Origin of the sequence: Jatrophihabitans sp. (genome assembly GCA_036399055.1) — a bacterium.
Lineage (GTDB): Bacteria > Actinomycetota > Actinomycetes > Mycobacteriales > Jatrophihabitantaceae > Jatrophihabitans_A.
In genome coordinates this window covers 29026-49959 of sequence record DASWNX010000033.1, presented here as the reverse complement: position 1 = coordinate 49959, position 20934 = coordinate 29026, and the positions used below count along the sequence as shown (strand labels likewise).

The following is a 20934-nucleotide window of genomic DNA, read 5'->3' as shown; positions in this document are numbered from 1 at the left end:
GTTACAAAGCGCAGCCGGCCGAGGGACAGCGGCAGGTCAGGAAGGCGGTGTTCGGTCCAGCGACTCGGGATGCGCACCCCTGTCGGTGTCTCGGTGTGGGATGACGACATCGTCGGCTTGGTCACCGGCACTGGGGTAGAGAATCAGCACGATCACTATTCCGGCGATCAGGCCGAGAAGTTGCATGCCGATGAACCCTGGCGCCGAAGAAGGCGCGATGCCGGCGAAAGTGTCGGAGAAGACTCGCCCGATGGTGACCGCGGGATTGGCGAAGCTGGTGGAGCTGGTGAACCAGTACGCGGCGCCGAGGTAGGCGCCGACGGCCGGCGCTGCCAGAGCGCCTCGCTGGGTGCGTGCGAGGGCGAAGATGAGCAACAGCAATCCGGCAGTGGCGACGGCCTCGCCGAGCAGGTGGCCACCCGTTGCTCGGTGCTTGGTGGAGATATGGGTGCCCACGCCGAACATCGCATTAGCCAGCAGCGCCCCGCCGACACCGCCCACACACTGGACGGCGATGTAGGCGGCCACGTCCCGAACACTGAGGCCGGCTTCTGTGTGGCGCCCGAGGAACCAGTCTGCCAACGACACCACCGGGTTGAAGTGCGCTCCGGAGACGGGGCCGAGCATCAGGATCAACGCTGCCAGCCCGAACACAGTGGCGGTGCTGTTTTCCAGTAACTGCAGGCCGATGTCCTCAGGTGACAGCTGTTGGGCGGCGATGCCGGAACCGACGACCACCGCGACGAGTAGCCCGGTGCCGAGGAACTCCGCGAACAACCGGCGGCCCAATGGGGCGAGGCGGCCTACGGTCGGCGGCAGGTCGTTGGTCATGGTGGTCATCTTCCCGGCGCGGCTCCGCACGCTTGGCGGCGGGCTGGGGCGCTGATGAGCGAAGGTGAGGCGGGCGGCCTGGTAGGCGCAGTCTCTGGGCGCCTGCTTGGTGCTGACTACGGCTAGAGCCGAGGTTGGCCGGCGGCCTGAGCCGGTCAGCCGGGGTTGAGCGAGGACTCCTTGTGCGCTGCCTTGGCCCCGGACTTGTCCGACTCGACGATCCAGTACGGCTCGTCCGGCGAGGCGTTGAACTTCTGATCGGCGTGACTGAACGGCGCCGTCTTCTTCTCCACGGCGTGGCCGTGAGTGAGGCCCTGCGAGGTGTTCCACGTGACCTTGTCACCCTTGCTGATCGCCATCTTCTCACCGTACAAGCCGGCGGAGCCGCTCGACCAGGATGTCTCGAGCAGCGGGTGGCGCTGAGGTGAACGAGGTGGCTGGAAGTGAGAGAGTGTCGTCATGACGCATCTACCGACCTGGACCTACCAGGGAACCGTGCCGTTCACCGGCGACCTGTCCATCCTCGAATCGACGCTGCACTCCGGTCGGGTCGCGGCGGCTGAGCTCGGCTACACCGCCGAGCCGCAGACCATAGACACCGAAGAGGCGATGTTGGGCCACCCGGACGGCGACCCGGACACCGACCTGCTGACGGCAGAGCAGGCGGTGGCGGCCGGCGTCGAGTTCAGTCCCACGGTGCTCCGATACCAGATGACATGGGCTGCCGAGGGTGAGCCGGACAGCGATGGCACGCCGGACGGCAGTCGGGACAGTCTCAGCGACTCGGTCGGCTGAGCGCGCGATCCACCGCCGCAGCGGAGAAGACCTGCTGACGCACCAGGGCGGCCGCGCCGGTGATGCCGGCTTCGTCACCGAGCTGGCTGGTGGCGACCAGCAGGTTCCGGATCGCCAGCGGCTGGCTTCGCTGGTAGAGGACCTCTCGCAGGCCGCTGAGGTAGTGGTCATCGGTCAGCGACAGGTCGCCGCCCAGAATCAGCGCCGACGGGTTGAGCAGGCTGACCGCGGTGGCGATCACCTCGCCCAGGGTCTGGCCCGCTTTGCGGGTGAGCGCCACCGCTTCGGGGTCACCGAGCTGGACCAGCCGGGCGACGTCCCGGCTGCTCTGCACGCCATGTCCCGCGGCTGCCAGCTGGCGTACCAGAGCCGCGCCGCTGGAGACAGCGGCGAGGCAGCCCTCGGCGCCGCAGGAGCAGCGCAGGCCCGCGGCGGCGGGAACCTTGACGTGGCCGATGTCGCCCGCGCCGCCGGCGGCCCCGCTGTAGATCTGCCCGCCCACGATCAGGCCGGCGCCGATTCCCGTCGCCACCTTGACCAGCAGCAGCGACGGTTGGTTGGGATGCGCCAGCTGGGCCTCACCCAAGGCCATCAGGTTGGCGTCGTTCTCGATGAACGCCGGCACGTCGAAGCGCTTGGCCAGGTACTCGATGATCGGGTAGTCATGCCAGCCCGGCATCAGCGGCGGCTGAACGAGCCTTCCGGTCTCGGCGTTCACAGGTCCGGGCAGCCCCACCCCGATGCCGCACAGCGAGGAGGCCTGGCGTCCGGTCTTGTGCAGCGTCCGCTTCCACTGGGCGACCAGGCGAGTGAGCACCGCGGCGGGGCCGGCGTCGATCCGGGACTCCAGCGCGGTGTCGGCGATGACGCGGCCGGCGCCGTCCAGCACGGCGATCCTGCCGTGGGTGGCGCCCAGGTCGGCGGCGAGGATCGTCATCGCCTCGAAATTCGGGACGAGGGTCTTGGGCGGCCGGCCGCCGGTGGACAGGTTCTCACCGGCCTCGCGCAGCAAGCCGGCGCCCAGCAGCGCGTCGACCCGGCTGGTCACCGTCGAACGGGCCAGGCCGCTGTGGGATATCAGCTCTCCTCTGGTGCGCACGGTTCCGGCGCGGAAGAGCTGAAAGATGGCGCCGGCGGAGTTGGGCAGCCCGGCGCCCTCAGCCTCCTGATCCTCTGCCATGTGCCGCCCTTCGGTTTCTAGCCCTTTTCCGCTCCGGCCGTCAGGCCTTCGGTGAGCAACCGCTCGGAGAAGAAGAACAATATGAGGATAGGCAGTGTGAGGATCACCGAGCCGGCCATCAGCACTGTCGTCGGTATCTCGATGCTGCCCGACAGTTGCGCCAGGCCGAGTGACACCGTCCACCGGGAGCGGTCCTCGACCAGGAACAGCAGCGCGAACAGGTATTCGTTCCAGGCGATCATGAACACGTAGAGCGAGGTCGCCATGATCGCGGGCTTGGCCAGCGGCAGCGACACGCTCCACAAGATCCGCATCCGGCTGCAGCCGTCCACCGCGGCCGCTTCCTCCAAGCTAGCCGGAATCGTCTCGAAGTAGTTGCGCAGCATGTACACCGCGACCGGCACGGTCTGGGAGATATAGACGATCACCAGTCCTGCCAGGCTGCCGCGCAGGCCGATGCGGGTGAAAAGCACGAACAACGGAATCGCCAGGACGATGCTGGGGAACAGGTACACGGCGAGGAACAGGAAATGAACCTGTCGCCGGCCGGTGAAGCGCAACCGGCTGACGGCGTAGGAGCCCGGGATGGAGACAGCCAGGGTCACCAGCACGGTCAGCACCGAGATCAGGCCGCTGTTCCTCATCAACGTCACAAAGCCCTGGCCGCCGGAGTCGACGGACTTCAGCACCGCGGTGTAGGTCGAGAGGGTCAGCTCCTCGCGTGAGGGCAGTAACCGTCCCGGCTCCAGCAGCAGCTGCTGGATGCTGCGCAGTGACAGCAACACCATGTAGTAGAAGGGGAACAGGCACGCAAGGACGAACCCGGCGATGACGAGCCAGCGCAGCACCCGAAGGACCGAGGTCTCGACGTTGTCACGGGTCCACTGGAACGGCGGCTTCCCGCGCCGGCGCCGATCCGGGGTGACGCGCTCGACTCGGCGGTCCTGCTGCTCGGGAATCGCACGGGCGCCGGTCACTCTGAGGCCCCCGGCTTCTGGTTGCGGCCGAAGAAGAGGAAGTACCCGGTCAGGCAGATCGCCAGGATCACGGCGAGCACCGTCGCCTGGGCCGCGGCGCCGCCGACGTCGGCTTGGGCTGTCAACAGCTGGTACACCCGTACGCTGACCACCTCGGTGCCGGCGCCGCCGCCGGTCAGCAGGTAGACGTCGTCGAACTTGTTGAAGGACCAGATGAACCGCAATACCGCGAGCATCGCGATCACCGGTTGCAGCTGTGGCCAGATGATGTGGCGGAAGCGCTGGGTCGGCGTGGCGCCGTCCACCCGGGCTGCCTCCTCCAGCTCACCTGGCATCGCCTGGATACGAGCCAGGATGAAGAGGAAGGCGAACGGAAAGTAGCGCCACGCCTCGAAGGCGATCACGGTGACCAGCGCTGTCGGCACCGTGAGCTGCCATCCGAGAATCGACAGCTGACCGGTCTGCTCGGACAGGAACGGAATCGCCTGGTTCCAGCCGAGGATGTTGACACCGGCGTGGTTGACGATGCCGAATTGCGGGTCCAGCATGATCTGCCAGACGAACGTGGCCGCTACCACTGGCGCCACGTAGGGCAACAGCATGACCCCGCGCACGATCGTCCTGCCGCGAAAGGGCGTTCGCACGGCCAGCGCTGCGACCATCCCGAGGCTGATCGAGGTGGCGGTCCCCCCGACCGTGTACACGAGGGTGTTGATCAGGGATCGCCGCAGGTCCGGCGAGCTCAGGACGTCTTTGACGTTGTCCAGGGTGTAGGAGCTGAAAATGCCGGCGGTGCGGATGTTGAGCAACCGGATGTCCTGAAATGCCAGCATCACGGTCCAGAGCACCGGGACGATCACGACGACGAAGATGATCACCACGGTGGGAAAGATCAAGGCGAGCCCGGCGCGAGACTCCTGCTGGGCCAGGCTGCGGGTCCGGCCCCGGCGTGCCGAGGTGGAGGCCGTGCTCGTCATGCGGCTGCTCCTTGCGACAGTCCACGCCGCGGGCCGCCGATCCGGAGGCGGCCCGCGCTGCGGTATCGGGACATCACTTCAGCGAGGACTGCAGCTTCTGGACCGCCTGCTGCGCCTGCTTGGCGGCCTGCTCACCCGAGACGCCGCCATTGGCCGCGGCGTTGACCGCCTTCGGAACGGGCAGCGGCCCAAGAGTCGCGCCGAGCAAGGCGCCCTGACCCTGCGGCAGCGCCCAGCGAGCGATGGCCGCAGGGCTGTTCTTCAGAGCGTCCAGCACGTCGCGGGGATAGAACTGGGACAGCGGGGCCTTGCGGTCCACACCTGTCTGCAGCGCGGCCCAGGCGTCAACGAACTTCTTCGGCTCCGCGGAGCTGCCCTGCCGCACCGGGAACTTCCCCTCAGGAGACAGCCCGAGCCAACCCTGGTAGCCGTCGTTGAGCATGAACTCGACGAACTTTCCGGCGGCCTCCGCATTGGCGGACTTGGTGATCGTCCAGGACCCGATCTCGCCGAACTGCGCCGGCTTGGCCTGGCCTGCGCCCTGCAGCGAGGTGACGATGCCGCTGTTCTTGGCGAGGAATGCCGGGTCGGATTTGCACTCCGGGCAGGTGGGGAGCGCGTCGTCGCGCAGTCCGGCCATCTCGTCGAGGACGAAGGAGGACCACACGAACATCGCCGACTTTCCGGCGAGGTAAGTCGCTCGGGTGGTGTCGACATCCTGATTTCCGCGTACCGAGGTGTTCTTGATCAGGTCTGAGTAGGTGGTGAACGTGTCGACGCAGGCCGGGCTGTCGAGGGTGATCTTGCCGCTGTCATCGACCATCTGGCAGCCGTTGGCCAGTGCGAAGTACTCGAAGCTCTGCTGGGTGAACGAGTCGTTCGGCACGGTCGCCATCGAGATGCCGGCCAGCTGCGGGCTGTTCAGCTTCTGCGCCGCGGTCTGGATGGCAGCGAAGCTGCTGGGCGCGGCAAGGCCGGCCTTGTCGAAGAGGTCCTTGCGGTAGATGAGCATTTGCACCCAGGCGTCGCTGGGAACCGCCGCCTGCTTTCCCTTGTACTGGGTGAGGCTGACGGCGTTGGCGTTGAAGGTCTTGGTGTCCAGGTTCTGCAGCACCTGTTGCGCTGCGTCGGTGTTCACCAGGTCGTTGCTGGCCATGTATTGCACACCGGCCAGCGGGAGCGCGCCGATCACATCGGGGAGCTTGCCGGCTGCGGCCCCTGAGGTGATGAGCTGCTGGAACTGCTGCTCGTCGATGCCGACGATCTTGACATTGACGCCGGTGGCAGCGGTGAACTTCGCGGCCAGCGCCTGGGTGGCCTTGACGCGGTCGGCGTCGTTCTCCTCGCTCCAGACGGTGAGCTGCTTGGCCCCGTCCTTGCCCGTGGAGGACTCCGAGGACGAGCACGCGACGATGCTGGTGACGCCGAGCACGATCGCCGCGGCAGCCACGAACGCTTGTGGTTTCATTGGTTTCCCTTCGACTTGTCCCCGTGCGATTGGTCAGGCCGTGAGCAGTGGCGCGAGCGTGCGCTGAGCGATCTTCAGTCCGTTCAGGATCCGGTCATCGGCGCCGCGCCAGATCGGGTCCTCGTGCTCGATGGAGACCACGCCGTCATAGCCGCCCTCGTAGAGGACGTCGATGATCCGGCTCCAGTTCACCTCGCCGAGGCCAGGCATCCGGAACCGCCACCACGTGTGGTCCCAGGGGCCCTCGCGCTCGAGGGTCTTGCCGAAGAAGCTGTAGCGGTTGATCGCGCCGGGCAGCACCTCGATGTCCTTGGCTTGCACGTGGGCCACCTTGCCCACGTGGCCGCGCAGCACGGTGACCGGGTCGATGCCCAGCCCGACGAGATGGGAGGGGTCGTAGTTGAGGTAGAAGCCGAGTCCGATCATCCAGTCCCACAGCTCCGGCGAGTACGCCAGATTGGCCGGGTAGGCGTCGGGGTGCCACCCCTGCATCGGGCAGTTCTCCACGACGAGTCGCACGCCGCGTTCGGCGGCGTACTCGACCAGCGGTGGCAGCACCACCTCGCCCTCGCGCAGGTTCTGCGCCACCGACTTCGTGATGTCCCGACCGACGAACGTGCCCACCGTGGGCGTCGACAGCAGCGCCGCGGCGTCGACGCAGGCGCGCACATGGGCGTTGACGGCGGCTCGGGACTCCGGATCGCAGTGCAGGTTGTTCTCGTAGTAGGCGAGGCTGGAGATGACCAGGCCACGCTCGTCGAGCCGGCCACGAAGGTCGGTGGCCTGCTCGGGGCTCAACTGCTCGACCGCGATGTGCGCGGCGGTGAAGGGCCGGTCATCGATCGCTGGCCAGGCCGACACCTCCAGCGCCTGGAAGCCGCTGGCCTGGGCCCAGTCGGCGATCTTGTCCAACTCCCAGTCCGGCAGGCAGGCGGTGAGGAATCCGAGCTTCACAGTTGACGTCCAGTCGCCTCGACGCGATCTCTCGCAGGAATCAGTTCTGCATGATTGAAGCCTTACTTTGGTCGGTTGACAAGACTTAAGTGGGAACGTTGACTGGAGCGATGACCGAACCCCCCGCCGAGGTAGTCCGGTTCCTCGGCGCCAGGTCTGTGGACCTGCATCCCACCGCGCCGCTGACGCCGGCGCCGGACCAGGTCCGGTTGCGCACCCGTTACTCGGGGATCTCCTCGGGAACGGAGATGGCCACTTACACCGGGTCCAACCCGCATCTGCATCGCAGATGGGACGCCGACAGCCAGCTGTTCCTCGACGGCGCGCCCTCCATCAAGTACCCGGTCGTCGGCGCGGGCTATGAAGAGGTTGGTGAGGTCGTCGAGGTGGGCGCCGACACCGACGGCGTCGAGGTGGGAGACATCGTCTGGGGGGTCTGGGGGCACCGCAGCGACGGCGTCATGCTCGGGCTGGACGCGGCGGCCCAGAAATTGCCGGCTGCCATCGACCCGCTGGTAGGCGTGTTCGCCAGGGTCGGAGCCGTGGCGTTGAACGCGGTGATCGACGCCGACGTGCACGTGGGCGAGACCGTGGCGGTGTTCGGCCAGGGCGTCATCGGGCTGCTGGCCACCAGGCTGCTCGCCCTCAGCGGCGTGGACGTCGTCGCGGTCGACCTCGAGCCCGACCGGCTGCGGCTCAGCCGCGAGCTCGGCGCCCGGCACACGCTGCTGGCCGCCGACTCGCCCGCCGCGGCGGTCCGGAACGTGACCGGCGGGCTCGGCGCCGACGTCTGCATCGAGTTGAGCGGCTCGTATCCGGCCCTGCAAGAAGCCATTCGCACCTGCGGGTACAGCGGGCGGGTGATCGCCGCCGGCTTCTACCAGGGGGATGCCACCGCGCTGCGGTTGGGCGAGGAGTTCCATCACAACCGCATCGAGCTTGTGTCGTCTCAGATCTCGGGGTCGGCCGCGCGCTACGAGCGCCGCTGGAGCAGGCAACGGCTGCACCGCGGGTTCATGCGGCTGGTAGCCGACGGGCGCGTCGACCCGCTGCCGCTGGTGAGCCGGGTGCTGCCGGCAGCCGAGGTGAGCCAGGCCTTCGAGCTCATCGCGAGCAACCCCGAGGTCTTGCAGGTCGTCCTCGACTTCAACCCGAAGGCCATATGAGGCTCGCCTGCCAGGAGCAACTGCTGCCGGGCGTCACCCTCGAGGAGAAGTTCGAGTGGGCGCAAGACAACGGCTGGGACGCGATCGAGTTGCGCGGCAAGGGCAATCTGTCCTTCCGTGATCGGCTGCCCGAGCTGCGGCGCGCCCGGCGCTGCGGGGTGCAGATGCCCACCGTCTGCGTCGAGATGGCTCACTTCATCGGGGCCTTCGACGCCGAGCTGCGGGCCGACGCGGTCAAGAACATGACCTCACAGCTGAGCGTGATCGCTGAGATCGGCGGCCGCGGCGCCATGACACCGGCGTCCTGGGGGATGTTCAGCTACCGGCTGCCGCCGTTCACCCCGCCTCGCACAGCCGAGGAGGACCGCAAGGTGCTTGTCGAATCGCTGAGCACGCTGGGCAGTCACGCGCAGCGAGAGGGCGTGGAGCTCTATCTGGAACCGTTGAATCGCTACGAGGACCACATGGTCAACCGGTTGCAGGACGCCGTCTCGCTCATCGAGGAGATCGGCTGCCCGGCGATCAAGGTGGTGGCTGACTTCTTCCACATGGATATCGAGGAGACCGACATCAGCGCGTCGCTGCGCGCCGCTTTCTCCCACCTCGGCCACCTGCAGGTGAGCGATTCCAACCGTCTCGAGCCCGGCGCCGGGCACCTGGACTGGGCGCCGGCGATCGCTACCCTGACCGAGCTCGGCTACGACGGTTACTACGCGTTGGAGAGCAGGCTCAGCGGGCCGGCTGAGCAAGTGATACCGGCCGCGGCCGCCTTCCTGCGTTCGACCGAGCGCCGGTGAGCGGTTCGGCCGAGCTTGAGGCCGCGGCCGCCGCGGTGCTGCGGGCGAACTGGTCCGGAACGGCGACGCTTCCCTCGCGCGATCAGTACCCGCATCAGTGGAGCTGGGATTCGGCCTTCATCAGCATCGGTCTGGCCCGAGTGGACGCCGGTCGGGCCAGGCAGGAACTGCGCTCGCTCTTTCTCGGGCAGTGGAGCTCCGGGCTGGTTCCGCAGATCGTCTTCGACGCCGCCACCGATCCCGAGGCTTACTTTCCGGGCCCGGCCTTCTGGCGCAGCGCGGCCGCCCCCGGCGCGCCCGCGGCCGCGACGTCGGGCATCGTCCAGCCGCCGGTGCACGCCCGGGCGGTGCTGGCCGCCTACCTGGCCGAGGAGGGCTCCGACGAGGCATGGGAGTTCCTGCGCAAGACCTATCCGCGGCTGTGTGCGTGGCACAACTACCTGTATGAGCAGCGCGACCTCGGCGGCGCCGGGCTGGTGGCCATCGTGCACCCGTGGGAGTCGGGCCTGGACAACAGCCCGATGTGGGACGGCATGCTGCGCCACGGCGGCGAGCCTGCTGGGGACGCGCCGTTCCAGCGACGAGACCTCTCCCACGTCGACGCCGGCCACCGGCCGACCGACGCCGACTACCTGGCCTACGTTCAGCTGGCCACCCAGTACCGGGACGCCGGCTACGCCGATGCCAATCTGGGCGAGCATGGCTTCGTCGTGGAGGATCCGCTGTTCAACGCCTTGCTGCTCGACGCGGAGCTGTGCTGCGCGCGTCTGGCCGAGATCCTGGGCGCGGACCCGGCGCCGCACCGCGAGGCCGCGCAGCGCCTGCACCACGCCATGACGGCCCGCCTATGGGACGCGGGCAATTCCCGGTTCGCCGCGCGCGACGTCCGGACCGCGGCCCTGTCACAGGTCGCGACCGTCAGTTCGCTGGTGCCGCTGCTGGACCCGTGGCTGAGCCCGCGGGTCAGGCAGGCAGTCCTGGACCTGGCCTGGTCGCCGGAGTTCCTCGGCGGCTGCGATTACCCGCTGCCCAGCACCTCGTTGGCCTCGCCGCACTTCGACCGTCGCCGGTACTGGCGGGGTCCGACCTGGATCAACACCAACTGGCTGGTCTGGCACGCCGCCTGCCAGGCCGGCGCCACCGAGTTGGCCGACCGGGTCGCGGAGTCGAGCCTGGCTCTGGTGGCTCGCGGCGGCTTTCGGGAGTACTTCGATCCGATCAGCGGGGACGGGCTGGGCGCGCAGGACTTCAGCTGGAGCGCCGCGCTCACCCTGGACTTCCTGCACCACGCGCAGTCTGGCGCCGCCGGGCGACCGGCGGCGCCTGCCTCGGACGAGGTGGGCTCACCGGCAGGAGCCTCTGACACGAGGTGAAGCGAAAGGGCCGCCCGGCGCGTGAGCGCAGGACGGCCCTCGTGGCGTTTCCCAGCCTCAGCCGGTGACCTGCTCGTTGGGCACGCAGTGCGTCATGACCAGCCCGGTCACGTCGCGGGAGCCGTTCTTGCCCAGGTTGGCCAGCCGCTCGCGCTCGGCGTCGGTCAGCGTCTGGCTCTGCAACGGCGGCAGGTGCCGGACGTCATCGGCGGAGATGCCCAGCCCCTCACCGACCCGGCGCCCGTACTCGTCCTCGCAGAGGAACAGGTGCCAGACCATCCGCTCCTGGATCGGCCGGTCGCACTCGCTGAGCGCGTCGACCAGGTTGGCCACCAGGTCGTCCTGCTCCCACTGCTCGGAGAGCAGGAACCGCTCGCCGGCCTGGCGGTAGTCGTCGGTGCGCGGAATCCGCTTGCGGGTCAAGCGCCCGACGATCTCCGGGCCCTGCTCGTCATGGCTCGGGTAGGTGGCCTCGCGCAGCCCGCCGAGGATCGAGGGCTCGTAGTTGACGTGCGGGTTCTCCCCGGCCTGATCCTGGTAGTAGGCCATCTGGCCGTCACGCTGGTTGGTGTGGACCTTGGCGTGCTTGGCCTGGTTGACCGGCAACTGCAGGTAGTTCGGGCCCACCCGGTAGCGCTGGGTGTCGCTGTAGCTGAACGTCCGGCCGACCAGCATCTTGTCGTCGCTGAAGTCCAGGCCGTCGACCAGGACGCCGGTGCCGAAGGCGATCTGCTCGCTCTCGGCGAAGAAGTTCTCCGGAATCCGGTTGAGCACCATCTTGCCGACCGGCTTGAGCGGGAAGTCGTTCTGCGGCCAGACCTTGGTGTCATCGAGGGGGTCCCAGTCCAGCTCGGGATGGTCGTGGTCGTCCATCAGCTGAACGTGCAGCTCCCACTCCGGGTACTCGCCGCGCTCGATGGCCTCGTAGAGGTCCTTGGTGTGGTGACCGAGTTCCTGTCCCTGCAGCTGGGCCGCGGTCTCGGCGGTCAGCGACTTCACGCCCTGCTTGGGAATCCAGTGGTACTTGACCAGCTTGGTGTCGCCGGCGGCGTTGACCCACTTGTAGGTGTTGACGCCGAAGCCCTGCATGGTGCGGTACGAGGCCGGGAGGCCGCGCGGGCTGAACACCATGGTCACCATGTGCATGGCTTCCGGGGTCTGGCTGATGAAGTCGAAGACGCGGTTGGCGACCTGCCGGTCGAAGTTCACCGGGTCAGGCTTCTGGGAGTGGATGAGGTCGGGGAACTTGACCGCGTCCCGGATGAAGAAGACTGCCAGGTTGTTGCCGACCAGGTCCCAGTTGCCGTCCTCGGTGTACATCTTCACCGCGAAGCCGCGCGGGTCACGCGCCAGCTCGGAGGAGTCCCTGCCCCCGGCCACGGTCGAGAAGCGGATCGCCAGCTCGGTCTTCTTGCCCTTCTCCTGAAAGAGCTTGGCCCGGGTGAAGTCGGCGATCGGCTCGTCGCCCAGGCTGCCGTAGGCCTCGAAGTAGCCGAAGGCGGTGGCGCCGCGGGCATGCACGACCCGCTCTGGAATGCGCTCGCGGTCGAAGTGACTGATCTTCTCCAGGAACTGGTAGTTCTCCAGGGTCGCCGGGCCACGGGCTCCGACGGTGCGCTGGTTCTGGTTGTCATAGACCGGATGGCCCTGGCGGTTGGTCAGGACCGCCCGGCTGTCGCCCTCGGCCGATCCTTGTGAGGCCACGTCTGTCATGCGCTGTCTCCTTCTTCGGTTGGGAGCGGGGATGCTGCGGTGCACTGCATGCACTCTCCCCACCAGGTGATCTCGGCTTCTTCGATGGTGAAGCCCTTGCCGTCGGGCAGGTCCAGGCACGGCGCCTGGCCGACTGCGCAGGCGATGTCCTCGATCCGGCCGCAGGCTCGGCACACCAGATGGTGGTGGTTGTCACCGGTGCGCAGTTCGTAGCGCGTCGCCGATCCGGCAGGTTCGATGCAGCGCACCAGGCCCACCCGGGTCAGATCCTCGAGCACGTTGTAGAGGCCTTGCCGCGACACCTCGGAAAAGGCGCCCACCGGCAGCGCGGCGATGCGCGAGGCGATCTGGGCCGCGGTGGCATGAGCCGCGCCTTGCAGGGCGCCCAGGACCACTCGCCGCTGCGCGGTGACCCGCAGGCCCGCCTGCCGCAACGCAACCGAGGAGTCCATCAGCCCAGCTTCGCCCCTAATCTTGATCGAGTCAAGTATGGGGGCGGTTGGCCGGCTCTAGACTGTGCTCATGCCCGAGGCGTTGAGCGACGAGGAGATCGGCTTTCTGCTGGATGTGCTCGATCTGGCCAGGCACGGCCGCACCGAACGGCTGGCCGAGCTGCTCGACGCCGGCGTGCCGGTGAACCTCACCAACGCCGCGGGCGACTCGCTGCTGATCCTGGCCGCCTACCACCGCCATGGTGAGACGGTCCGGCTGCTGCTGGACCGCGGCGCCGACACCGCCCGGGTGAACGACCGCGGCCAGACCGCGCTGGCCGCGGCGGTGTTCGGCCGGGACCGCGGCATCGTCGAGGCGCTGCTGGCAGCGGGCGCTGACCCCCGCCACGGCGGGCGGTCGGCTGTGGAGATCGCGCGGTTCTTCGAGCTGGAGGACATGCAGCGGCTGCTGGCCGAGCACCCCGGCAAGGGCGGCGCGGCCGCGCCGGCCTAGCGCCTCACCTGCCCTTGTGGGCCTTCTTCTTCCGTTTCTTCGAGCGTTTCTCCTCTTCTGACTCCGATTCGGAGTCCGGCTCGGACTCGGAGTCGTGCTCGTACACGCCTTCCTTGCCGATGCTGGCCCGATCCACCAGGTCCTCCAGCTCATCCTCTGAGATCAGGCTCGCCGCGTAGGCATTCGGGTAGTCCTGCGCCGCACCCGCCAGCGCCTTCTTCACGGTCCGCTTCGCCAGCTTCGAATCGGCCTCGCCCACGTCGCACAGAGCCAGGATGTGGATCACCAACTGCTCGGGGGTCAACATCCGCTGACCCTTCTCGTAGGCGGCGAGTGCCATGCGGTGGCTGGCCTCGCCCTTGCCGCCGGTGTCGGTGGCGTCGAGGACGGAGCTGTCCGCGGCGTCGGTGATCTCATCGAGCAGGTCGGCGATGGCCACCTGAAGCTCGATCAGCGGCATCGACCCGACCGGTTGGTCGGCGTCTGCGCCCTCGGGGCCGGCCTCCCCGATCTCGAGCGTCATCGCCTCACCGGTCATCGACGCCTCACCGGTCATCGACTCCGACGGGGCGGTGGTGACCACGACGTCGCCGGCCAGCTTGGCCCTGACCGCGGGCTCTGTCGTGGTCTGAAAGGCAGCCAGCGCGGCCGCGGGCTGCTTGCCGATGATGTCGGCGTTGAGCCAGAGCACCCACTGCATCCACGGGATGGTGTGGGCGCCCTTGGTGTACTTGCCCTGCCGCCCCACCACCGCGCGCCCGACCGCGCCCGTGTCGTCGAGCAGGATCTGCACCGCGAGATCGGACTTGGGCAGCGGACTCGGTGGGTCGGACTTGCGCTTGGTGAAACCGTCGCGGCCGGTGTACACCTTCTTGGCCTGCCCGGGCGTCAACCCCCGGTAGAGCCCGTCGCCGTCCTCGACGGTCTCCGGCCCGCCCTCGCGTTCGCGCTTGGGAACGCGGCCGCTGCCCTTCTCCTCCTCGGTCAGCGCCGACGCCTTCATCCGGGTGGGCGCCGGGGTCTTCATGAACGCCGTCAGGGCCATCGCATCCCGGATGGCGGTCTCGGCCTCCTCGGCGCCCTCCAGCACCTGGGCCACCTGCGTCTGGTGGGCGTACTCCTTCTCCGCAGCCTCGGAATAGCGCATCCGGACGATCCGCCTCAGGTGGTTGAGGATGATCGTGAAGTCGGCGTCCTGGTCACGCTCGGCCTCCGCGCTGGACGCGCTGCTCGCCCCGGCGCCCTTGCCAATCGGCTCGCGGCCTTCGGCCCGCAGGATGTCATCGGCCAGGCCGGCGAAGTTCTGCGGAAAGTTGGTGAGCACCGACTGGACGTGCTGGCGCGCCATCAGCTCGGTGCGCTCGTCGGCGCTCAGGGCGTGGTCCAGGCCCGGCATCAGGATGGCCAGCGCGTCCTTGTTGGGCTCGATCGCCGCCTGGGCCATCCGGTAGGTGGCGATCGTGCTCAGGAAGTCCCGGCGGAGGTTGCCCGGCCGCTGGGTGCCGGGGGCGGCGAGAAAGCCCTCCAGGCCGGTCTCGCCATCGCCCTTGCCGCCCTTGCCGCGGTTGGCGCCTAGCCAGTTGGACGCTGACAGCGGGACCAGCTCGCGCAGCTCCAGGTAGGCCGCGACGTAATCCTGCAGCCGCAGCACCTTCACATCGTCGGTGGCGGCGGTGTCCACCAGCGCACGACGGGCGATCAGGTTCTGCTCTGCCTCCCGGAACCGGGCATGGTGGGATGCCCGCCGGTAGGGCTCGGGCCGGGCCGGAGCCTCCTCCTCGTCCAGGTCGATGACCGCGGTGAGAGCCGACGCGCTGCTGGGCAACGCCGATCCACTGGCCTCGCCCTCGATGTCGGCAGTCCCGAGGCTTGCCGGCTCTGTGACGGTCTCTGGCGACTCCTCCTCCTCGGCCGGCTTCAGCGAGTCGACCAGCGCCCAGCCGGGCAGCTTCTCCAGGTCGTCGACCATCTCACCGAGCTCCCGCACCGCGACCGGAAAGGACTGCCCGAACAGCGCGTTCTCCACGCCCTTGCGCGAGATCACGAAGGCGGTCATGTGATCGCCCATCGAACCGGTGAACAGCGTGGTCGGGCGCCCCACGATCGCCACCGACTCGATGACGAGCTCCCAGGCTTTGGCGGTTGGCGCGCCGGTGACCGTGAGCTCGGGCGTCATCGGCTCATCGGAGCTGCCGACGTGGGCCTCGGGCAGCGTCTCGGTGTGCGGTGCGGCCTCGGTGCTGGCGAGCTCCGCCTCCTCGGGCAGCTCCTCGTCCTCGGGCTGATGCCAGGCCGGGGTGATCTGCACGGCCAGCCGGCGCACCATCGCCCGGCGCGCGCCACCGCCGTCCTGCAGGGTGTGGGCCAGCTCATGGGCCATCAGGCGCCGGTCGGCGGGAGCGGCGGTGGTCGGCACCCGGTCGCCGAAGTAGATGTCAGAGCCGAGGGTGAAGGCATGGGCGCCCAGCGCCGCGTTGAGCTGCGCCGACGCCGGGCCCGAATGCACGCGCACGCCGCTGAAGTCGGCGCCGAAGGCGGCCTCGTACTCGCGGCGCACGGTGCTCGACAGCGGCGCGCCGGAGGACCTCGCCGCCTGCAGCGCCTGCTCGGTCTGGCTGTCGACCTCGCCGCCGGCCGCTCCGAGCGCTGCCGCGTGGGCAACAGCCGGCGTCGGCGTGCCGGCTGCTGCCCGGCGCAGCGGTCCGACCACGCCCTGATGCGGGTCGCCGGTGTCAGCGGCGCCTTCGTGCGGCAACCGGCCCAGCACGGCCTCGGCCATCGCGTCGGCCTCGATCTCGGCCGGGTCGTCAGCGCGTCCGACCATCAGCTTCGGACGGGCCGCCAAGGCTTGCAGGCCGGTCCGCAACCGATCCGGGGACCCCGCGCCCGGGGTCACAGCCAGACCCGGCAGCGCCACCATCGCACCGGCCGGCCGGGCGGGGTCGGCCGGTTGCAGCTCGGGTGTGCTCGGATCAGGCCTCGCCCGCCCGGGCTTGCCGGTCGTGCGAACCGGGTCACTACGCCTCGCGGCCACCGGAGCTCCTCTGCGCTGGCCAGCAGAGCGAGTGCCCCGCGCCTGGGCCAAGGGTAATCCGGCGGGGACACTTCTGTAGCCGGATTTCACATGATCGGACCCTTCCACAGTGTCCTGGCGACGCCGCGCGCTGAGGACCGCAGCCCGCAGCCGAGGCGCCTGGCGAGCTCGCCCGGTTCGACGTATGCTTGCCGATAGGCAAATATTTAGGGAGATCACCCGAGTGCAGAAGGACAAGCAGCGCACCCAGCGGTTCGCAGCCCAGGACGTGGACCGCTTGCGGATCGCGCTGGCGCGGATCGCCCGGCAGGTCGACCGGCAGGTCTCCGGGGACGGGATGACCCGCACCCAGCTGTCGGTGCTGGCCACCGTGGCCCGGCTCGGGCCACTCGGTCTCAGCGAACTGGCTGACATCGAAGGGCTGAACCCCACCATGCTGTCGCGGGTGGTGGGCAAGTTGGAGGCCGACGGGCTGGTGTCGCGGGCGGCCACCGAGGCCGACCGGCGCGCCGTGCGGGTGCAGACCACTGCCGCCGGACGCGCGCTGCAGCAGCGATTGCGCCGCCAGCGAAGCCAGCTGTTCGCCGCGCGCCTGTCCGGCCTGCCGGCCGAGCAGGTCGAGGCGTTGTCCGCCGCCCTGCCCGCCCTGGAGACGCTGGCCGAGCATCTCAACCGGCCGCAGCCGGTCAAGGCCGAGCTGGAGAAGGCAGGACGGTGACGAGCTTCGCCGGAGCGAGCCGGTTGACCTTCGCCGCCCTGGCCAATCCCAATTACCGGCGCTTCTTCACCGGCCAGGCCATCTCGCTGACCGGCACCTGGATGCAGAGCGTGGCGCAGGCCTGGCTGGTGCTGCAGTTGACCGGCTCGGCGACCGCGCTGGGCCTGGTGGTCGCCTTGCAGACGCTGCCGGTGCTGCTGCTCGGCCCCTACGCCGGAGTGGTCGCCGACCGGGTCGACAAGCGGCGGTTGATGATGGCCCTGCAGGCGGTCATGGGCGTGCTGGCCCTCGCGCTGGGCGTGCTCACGGTCACCGGCGAGGTGCGGCTGTGGCAGGTCTACCTGCTGGCGGTGCTGCTCGGACTGAACAACTGCTTCGAGAACCCGGCCCGGCAGGCCTTCGTGCTCGAGATGGTCGGCCCCGCCGACGTGCGCAACGCCGTCAGCTTGAACTCGGTGCTGGTCAACGTCGCCCGGGCGGTCGGCCCGGCGCTCGCCGGCGTGATCATCGCCACCGGCGGCCTCGGCGCCTGCTTCCTGCTCAACGCCCTCAGCTTCGTGGCGGTGGTCTTCTCACTCGCCACCCTGGACACCTCGACGCTGCGCCCGGCGCCGCCGGCCAGCCGGACGCCGGGCCAACTGCGCGAGGGCCTGCGCTACGTCCGGCGGACTCCGGCGCTGGCCGTTCCCCTGGTCATGATGGGCCTGATCGGTTGCTTCACCTACGAATTCCAGGTCGTCCTGCCGGTGGTCGCGAAGCAGACCTTCGGCGGCGGCCCGCAGGTGTACGGCTTCATGACGGCGGCGATGGGCGTCGGGGCGGTGCTGGGCGGGCTGTGGGTCGCGGCTCGCGGCCGGGTCGGCATCAGGTCGCTGGTCAACTCCGCCGCCGTGTTCGGGGTGCTGGTCGCCGCGGCCGCCGCGGCGCCGACGCTGGCCCTGGAACTCATTGCGCTGACCCTGGTGGGCGCGGCCAGCGTCGGCTTTCTGGCCAAGGGCAACAGCACCCTGCAGCTGGCAGCCGAGCCCGGCATGCGAGGCCGGGTGATGGCGCTGTGGTCGGTCGCCTTTCTCGGCTCCACGCCGATCGGCGGGCCGATCGCCGGCGCGATCAGCGAGCAGTTCGGCGGCCGGGCCGGACTGGCGCTCGGCGCGGCGGCCTGCCTGCTGGCGGCCGGGCTTGGCGCGCTGGTGCTGCGCCGGCTCGATCCAGCCGAGGTCGGGCAGGCGGCGGGCCAGCCGGCCCAGGGCGACCGCGGCCGGTCAGACGACGCCTGCGCTACCCGGTCTCACCAGGGCCACGCGGCCTGAGCAGGTGCTCGGCCAGCCGGTCCAGAAACTGTCGCTGACTGGTGATCAGTCGATCCCGGGCCACCTCCGGCTCACACCAGGCCAGCCGGTCCAGCTCGGGGAAACGCTCGACGCGCCCGGAGCCACGGGGCCATTCCAGCTCGAAGGTGCCCAGCACCACCTGATCGAGGTCCAGGTCGGCCTCGGCGGCCCAGGCGGTGACCTGCTTGCCGCCGCTCTGCCGCACGACGCCGAGTTCGATGAGCTCCGCCTCGGGAACCGGCAGCCCCAGCTCCTCGGTGAACTCGCGCCGGGCCGCGTCCAGGGCGGCTTCGTCCGGGCCGTACTCACCTTTCGGGATCGACCAGGCGGCGCTCTCGCGCCGGCTCCAGAGCGGCCCGCCGAGATGGCCGATCAGCACCTGCAGCTGCGGTCGACGGCGGAACAGCAGGATCCCGGCGCTTCGCTTGGCAGCCATGGTTGGAGTCTGGCAGCTCGTGAGGCTGGCCGGCGATGTCAGGCTATGAGTTCGCGCTGTTGCTTCTTGCCGGGGTGGCCGCGGGCCTGGCCGGCGCGGTGTTGCTGCTGCTGATCGCGACGGCGGGCCGTGCTGGCCGCCCTCCGGCTGGGGCTGCGGGCCTACTGGACCGCAGGGCCGACTTCGGCCGGCGACCGCAGGGCCGACTTCGGCCGGCGAAGCTGGTCGTCGACGAATTCCGGCCGCGCGGCGTACCAGGCGGCTGCCGCTGCTCCGAGGACGGCGATGATCAACAGCACCAGCGGCCAGGTCCAGCTGTCGGAGATCCCGAGCAGGACGCCGACCAGCAGCGGGCCGGTTCCGGCCATCAGGTAGCCGATGCCCTGGACGAACGCCGACAGCGCCGCGGTGGTCGGGATCTGGCGCGAGCGCAGCCCGATCATCGTCAGGGCCAGCGGGAACATCCCGCTGCTGATGCCGCCCAGCAGCATCCACAACCAGGCGCCGGCGACCGGCGCCAGCAGCATTCCCAGGTAGGACACCAGGCCGGCAGCCGAGAGCACGATCACGATCAGGCGCTGGCCGCGCACCGCCAGAGCGGGGATCGCCATGGACACCGGAACCGACAGCGCCGCGTAGAAGGCCACCAGCAGGCCTGCCTCGGTCGCGTCCAGGTTGTGATGGCGGAAGAAGTCGGTGAACCAGCCGAAGGCGATGTAGGCCTGAAAGGACTGGGTGCCGAACATCAGGGTCAGCGCCCACGCGAGCTTGCTGCGCAGCAACCCGCTCAACGGCACCCGGTCAGGCAGGCCGGCAGGCCCGGGGCGGTCTCCGGCCAGCATCGGCAGCCACGGCAGGATGGCGACCGCGGTCAACAACGCCCAGGCGCCGATGCCGAACCGCCAGTTCTGCCCGTCCAGCCCGGCCAGCGGCGCGCTGAGGCCGGCAGAGGCGGTCAGGCCGAGCGCCAGCGACGTGGTGTAGACGGCCGTCATCGTCCCGATCCGGTCGGGGAAGTGCCTCTTGACCAGCGTCGGCATCATCACGTTGGCGATCGCGCCGCCGGTGAGAGCCAGCATGCTCAGCACCGCGAACAGCCAGACGCTGTCGGCGACTGCCCGGAACACCAGGCCGACGGTGGCCGCCAGCAGCGCCGCTGCCACCAACCGGTGCTGACCGAAGCGGTGGGCCAGTCGCGGGCCGAGAAAGCCGATGCCGGCGAAGGCGATCACCGGCAGCGTGGTGATGACGCCGGCGACCGAGGGCGAGGCGTGCAGGCCGTGCTCGAGGTCGGTCAGCACCGCCCCCACGCTGGTGACGGCCACCCGCATGGTCAGGCCGGTGAGCACGATGGCCACCACGATCAGCATCCGCCAACGCCGGTCGGCCGGCGTCGGCGGGCCCCCCGCGACCGAGCTGCGTGCGCCGGTGCTGCTGAGCTCGGCGGAGGCGGACGTGGTCACGGTAGTGGGCAACCGCTCGGCGGCCCCATGGCATTCCCCACCGTGACCGGCGCCTCTCCGCGTGCCGGAGGCCGGGGTGGTTGGCTGTTCGGGGACACTGCTGAGAAGATGCCGTAGTGGCCACTTATCGGATTTGCGTGTTTTGCGGTGCCAGCGCCGGGGCGTCCACCGAGTACGTGTCGCAGGCTCACGCGCTCGGCGCCGAGCTCGGGCGCCGGGGCCTTGGCCTGGTCTACGGCGCCGGCGGGGTGGGTGTGATGGGCGCGGTCTCCGACGGCGCGCTCTCGACCGGCGGCGAGGTGATCGGGGTGATCCCGCAGGCCTTGATGGACCGGGAGTACGGGCGGTTGGATCTGAGCGACGTGCGGGTGGTGGCCACCATGCACGAGCGCAAGGCCGTCATGCACGAGCTGGCGGATGCCTTCATCGTGCTGCCCGGGGGCCTGGGAACCCTGGAGGAGATGTTCGAGACGCTGACCTGGTCACAGCTGGGCCTGCAGCACAAACCGCTGGTGGTGCTCAACATCGGCGGCTATTACACGCCCCTGCGCAGCCTGCTCTCGCACGCGGTCGCCGAGGGATTCATGAGCCGGGCCGACCAGGCGCTGATGGGTTTCGCCGACACGGTGCCCGAGATCTGGCCGGCGCTGGGGCTGGCCCCGAGCAGTCCGGCCTAGCAGGGAAGCGCCGGAGCGGCGCTGCTAAGTCCGTTTTGTTATTTAAAAGTATTATGGACGGTAAACCATATATATGGGACGCTGAACGCACGTCGCGTC

Annotated in this window: 20 protein-coding genes; 8 read left to right on the top strand and 12 right to left on the bottom strand. The window is 69.3% G+C overall.

Features of this window, described 5'->3' with window-relative positions; genetic code table 11:
• Window positions 1-36: 36 nt before the first annotated feature.
• Both VGB75_14930 and VGB75_14925 read right to left on the bottom strand, forming a co-directional pair.
• Window positions 37-831, bottom strand: coding sequence for an MIP/aquaporin family protein (locus VGB75_14930; protein HEY0168334.1), 795 nt, complete (start codon window positions 829-831; stop codon window positions 37-39).
• Between the two features lie 155 nt (window positions 832-986).
• The gene (locus VGB75_14925) at window positions 987-1190 is read right to left on the bottom strand and encodes a DUF2945 domain-containing protein (protein HEY0168333.1); all 204 of its coding nucleotides are present in this window, start codon (window positions 1188-1190) and stop codon (window positions 987-989) included.
• Window positions 1191-1290: 100 nt separating this feature from the next.
• Between VGB75_14925 and VGB75_14920 the strand changes: the two genes are divergently transcribed.
• Window positions 1291-1626, top strand: coding sequence for a hypothetical protein (locus VGB75_14920; GenBank protein HEY0168332.1), 336 nt, complete (start codon window positions 1291-1293; stop codon window positions 1624-1626).
• On the opposite strand, the gene VGB75_14915 is transcribed toward VGB75_14920, so the two are convergent.
• From VGB75_14915 to VGB75_14895, 5 genes are all read right to left on the bottom strand, one after another.
• Window positions 1607-2806 carry an ROK family protein gene (locus tag VGB75_14915; protein HEY0168331.1) on the bottom strand — a complete coding sequence of 400 codons (1200 nt, stop codon included), beginning with the start codon at window positions 2804-2806 and terminating at the stop codon, window positions 1607-1609. The two genes, VGB75_14920 and VGB75_14915, sit on opposite strands and share 20 nt — an antisense overlap.
• A gap of 17 nt (window positions 2807-2823) precedes the next feature.
• Window positions 2824-3783, bottom strand: coding sequence for a carbohydrate ABC transporter permease (locus tag VGB75_14910; GenBank protein HEY0168330.1), 960 nt, complete (start codon window positions 3781-3783; stop codon window positions 2824-2826).
• A complete protein-coding gene (locus tag VGB75_14905; protein ID HEY0168329.1) occupies window positions 3780-4760 on the bottom strand; it encodes a sugar ABC transporter permease in 981 nt (326 codons plus the stop codon). The genes VGB75_14910 and VGB75_14905 overlap by 4 nt, the downstream gene beginning before the upstream one ends.
• Window positions 4761-4833: 73 nt before the next feature.
• A complete protein-coding gene (locus tag VGB75_14900; GenBank protein ID HEY0168328.1) occupies window positions 4834-6228 on the bottom strand; it encodes an extracellular solute-binding protein in 1395 nt (464 codons plus the stop codon).
• 33 nt (window positions 6229-6261) lie between these two features.
• On the bottom strand, window positions 6262-7182 hold the full coding sequence (locus tag VGB75_14895; GenBank protein ID HEY0168327.1) for a sugar phosphate isomerase/epimerase: 921 nt from the start codon (window positions 7180-7182) through the stop codon (window positions 6262-6264).
• A 110-nt stretch (window positions 7183-7292) separates the two neighbouring features.
• Between VGB75_14895 and VGB75_14890 the strand changes: the two genes are divergently transcribed.
• The 3 genes from VGB75_14890 to VGB75_14880 are packed head-to-tail and all read left to right on the top strand — an operon-like array spanning window position 7293 to window position 10518.
• On the top strand, window positions 7293-8348 hold the full coding sequence (locus tag VGB75_14890; GenBank protein ID HEY0168326.1) for a zinc-binding alcohol dehydrogenase: 1056 nt from the start codon (window positions 7293-7295) through the stop codon (window positions 8346-8348).
• Complete coding sequence (locus tag VGB75_14885) at window positions 8345-9145, top strand: sugar phosphate isomerase/epimerase family protein (GenBank protein ID HEY0168325.1); 801 nt, start codon at window positions 8345-8347, stop codon at window positions 9143-9145. The genes VGB75_14890 and VGB75_14885 overlap by 4 nt, the downstream gene beginning before the upstream one ends.
• On the top strand, window positions 9142-10518 hold the full coding sequence (locus VGB75_14880) for a trehalase family glycosidase (protein ID HEY0168324.1): 1377 nt from the start codon (window positions 9142-9144) through the stop codon (window positions 10516-10518). The genes VGB75_14885 and VGB75_14880 overlap by 4 nt, the downstream gene beginning before the upstream one ends.
• 57 nt (window positions 10519-10575) lie before the next feature.
• Here the strand turns inward: VGB75_14880 and VGB75_14875 are convergent, their stop codons facing one another.
• Entirely contained in the window at window positions 10576-12231 is a 1656-nt protein-coding gene (locus tag VGB75_14875; protein ID HEY0168323.1) for a catalase, read from the bottom strand.
• The gene (locus VGB75_14870) at window positions 12228-12683 is read right to left on the bottom strand and encodes a transcriptional repressor (protein HEY0168322.1); all 456 of its coding nucleotides are present in this window, start codon (window positions 12681-12683) and stop codon (window positions 12228-12230) included. Before VGB75_14870 ends, VGB75_14875 begins: the two co-directional genes overlap by 4 nt.
• 70 nt (window positions 12684-12753) lie before the next feature.
• Between VGB75_14870 and VGB75_14865 the strand changes: the two genes are divergently transcribed.
• The gene (locus tag VGB75_14865; GenBank protein HEY0168321.1) at window positions 12754-13176 is read left to right on the top strand and encodes an ankyrin repeat domain-containing protein; all 423 of its coding nucleotides are present in this window, start codon (window positions 12754-12756) and stop codon (window positions 13174-13176) included.
• A gap of 4 nt (window positions 13177-13180) precedes the next feature.
• Here the strand turns inward: VGB75_14865 and VGB75_14860 are convergent, their stop codons facing one another.
• Window positions 13181-16210, bottom strand: a complete 3030-nt coding sequence (locus tag VGB75_14860) for a DUF4157 domain-containing protein (GenBank protein ID HEY0168320.1) — start codon at window positions 16208-16210, stop codon at window positions 13181-13183.
• A gap of 184 nt (window positions 16211-16394) precedes the next feature.
• Between VGB75_14860 and VGB75_14855 the strand changes: the two genes are divergently transcribed.
• Both VGB75_14855 and VGB75_14850 read left to right on the top strand, forming a co-directional pair.
• A complete protein-coding gene (locus VGB75_14855) occupies window positions 16395-16928 on the top strand; it encodes a MarR family transcriptional regulator (GenBank protein HEY0168319.1) in 534 nt (177 codons plus the stop codon).
• Window positions 16925-18238 (top strand): MFS transporter, encoded by a 1314-nt coding sequence (locus VGB75_14850; GenBank protein HEY0168318.1) that lies wholly within the window; start codon window positions 16925-16927, stop codon window positions 18236-18238. The genes VGB75_14855 and VGB75_14850 overlap by 4 nt, the downstream gene beginning before the upstream one ends.
• Here the strand turns inward: VGB75_14850 and VGB75_14845 are convergent.
• Both VGB75_14845 and VGB75_14840 read right to left on the bottom strand, forming a co-directional pair.
• Window positions 18207-18695, bottom strand: coding sequence for an NUDIX domain-containing protein (locus tag VGB75_14845; GenBank protein ID HEY0168317.1), 489 nt, complete (start codon window positions 18693-18695; stop codon window positions 18207-18209). The two genes, VGB75_14850 and VGB75_14845, sit on opposite strands and share 32 nt — an antisense overlap.
• 161 nt (window positions 18696-18856) lie before the next feature.
• Window positions 18857-20158: an MFS transporter gene (locus VGB75_14840; protein ID HEY0168316.1), complete on the bottom strand. Its 1302-nt coding sequence runs from the start codon at window positions 20156-20158 to the stop codon at window positions 18857-18859.
• Between the two features lie 137 nt (window positions 20159-20295).
• On the opposite strand from VGB75_14840, the gene VGB75_14835 reads away from it, so the two are divergent.
• Window positions 20296-20835, top strand: a complete 540-nt coding sequence (locus tag VGB75_14835) for a TIGR00730 family Rossman fold protein (protein ID HEY0168315.1) — start codon at window positions 20296-20298, stop codon at window positions 20833-20835.
• Window positions 20836-20934: the final 99 nt, after the last annotated feature.

What these genes read in the sequence shown, in the direction of transcription:
- VGB75_14865 (HEY0168321.1), top strand. Translation starts at nt 12,754, where the DNA reads ATGCCCGAGGCGTTGAGCGACGAGGAGATCGGCTTTCTGCTGGATGTG.
- VGB75_14845 (HEY0168317.1), bottom strand. Translation starts at nt 18,695, where the DNA reads ATGGCTGCCAAGCGAAGCGCCGGGATCCTGCTGTTCCGCCGTCGACCG.
- VGB75_14885 (HEY0168325.1), top strand. Translation starts at nt 8,345, where the DNA reads ATGAGGCTCGCCTGCCAGGAGCAACTGCTGCCGGGCGTCACCCTCGAG.
- VGB75_14925 (HEY0168333.1), bottom strand. Translation starts at nt 1,190, where the DNA reads ATGGCGATCAGCAAGGGTGACAAGGTCACGTGGAACACCTCGCAGGGC.
- VGB75_14930 (HEY0168334.1), bottom strand. Translation starts at nt 831, where the DNA reads ATGACCAACGACCTGCCGCCGACCGTAGGCCGCCTCGCCCCATTGGGC.
- VGB75_14915 (HEY0168331.1), bottom strand. Translation starts at nt 2,806, where the DNA reads ATGGCAGAGGATCAGGAGGCTGAGGGCGCCGGGCTGCCCAACTCCGCC.
- VGB75_14905 (HEY0168329.1), bottom strand. Translation starts at nt 4,760, where the DNA reads ATGACGAGCACGGCCTCCACCTCGGCACGCCGGGGCCGGACCCGCAGC.
- VGB75_14890 (HEY0168326.1), top strand. Translation starts at nt 7,293, where the DNA reads ATGACCGAACCCCCCGCCGAGGTAGTCCGGTTCCTCGGCGCCAGGTCT.
- VGB75_14855 (HEY0168319.1), top strand. Translation starts at nt 16,395, where the DNA reads ATGCTTGCCGATAGGCAAATATTTAGGGAGATCACCCGAGTGCAGAAG.
- VGB75_14920 (HEY0168332.1), top strand. Translation starts at nt 1,291, where the DNA reads ATGACGCATCTACCGACCTGGACCTACCAGGGAACCGTGCCGTTCACC.
- VGB75_14900 (HEY0168328.1), bottom strand. Translation starts at nt 6,228, where the DNA reads ATGAAACCACAAGCGTTCGTGGCTGCCGCGGCGATCGTGCTCGGCGTC.
- VGB75_14870 (HEY0168322.1), bottom strand. Translation starts at nt 12,683, where the DNA reads ATGGACTCCTCGGTTGCGTTGCGGCAGGCGGGCCTGCGGGTCACCGCG.
- VGB75_14875 (HEY0168323.1), bottom strand. Translation starts at nt 12,231, where the DNA reads ATGACAGACGTGGCCTCACAAGGATCGGCCGAGGGCGACAGCCGGGCG.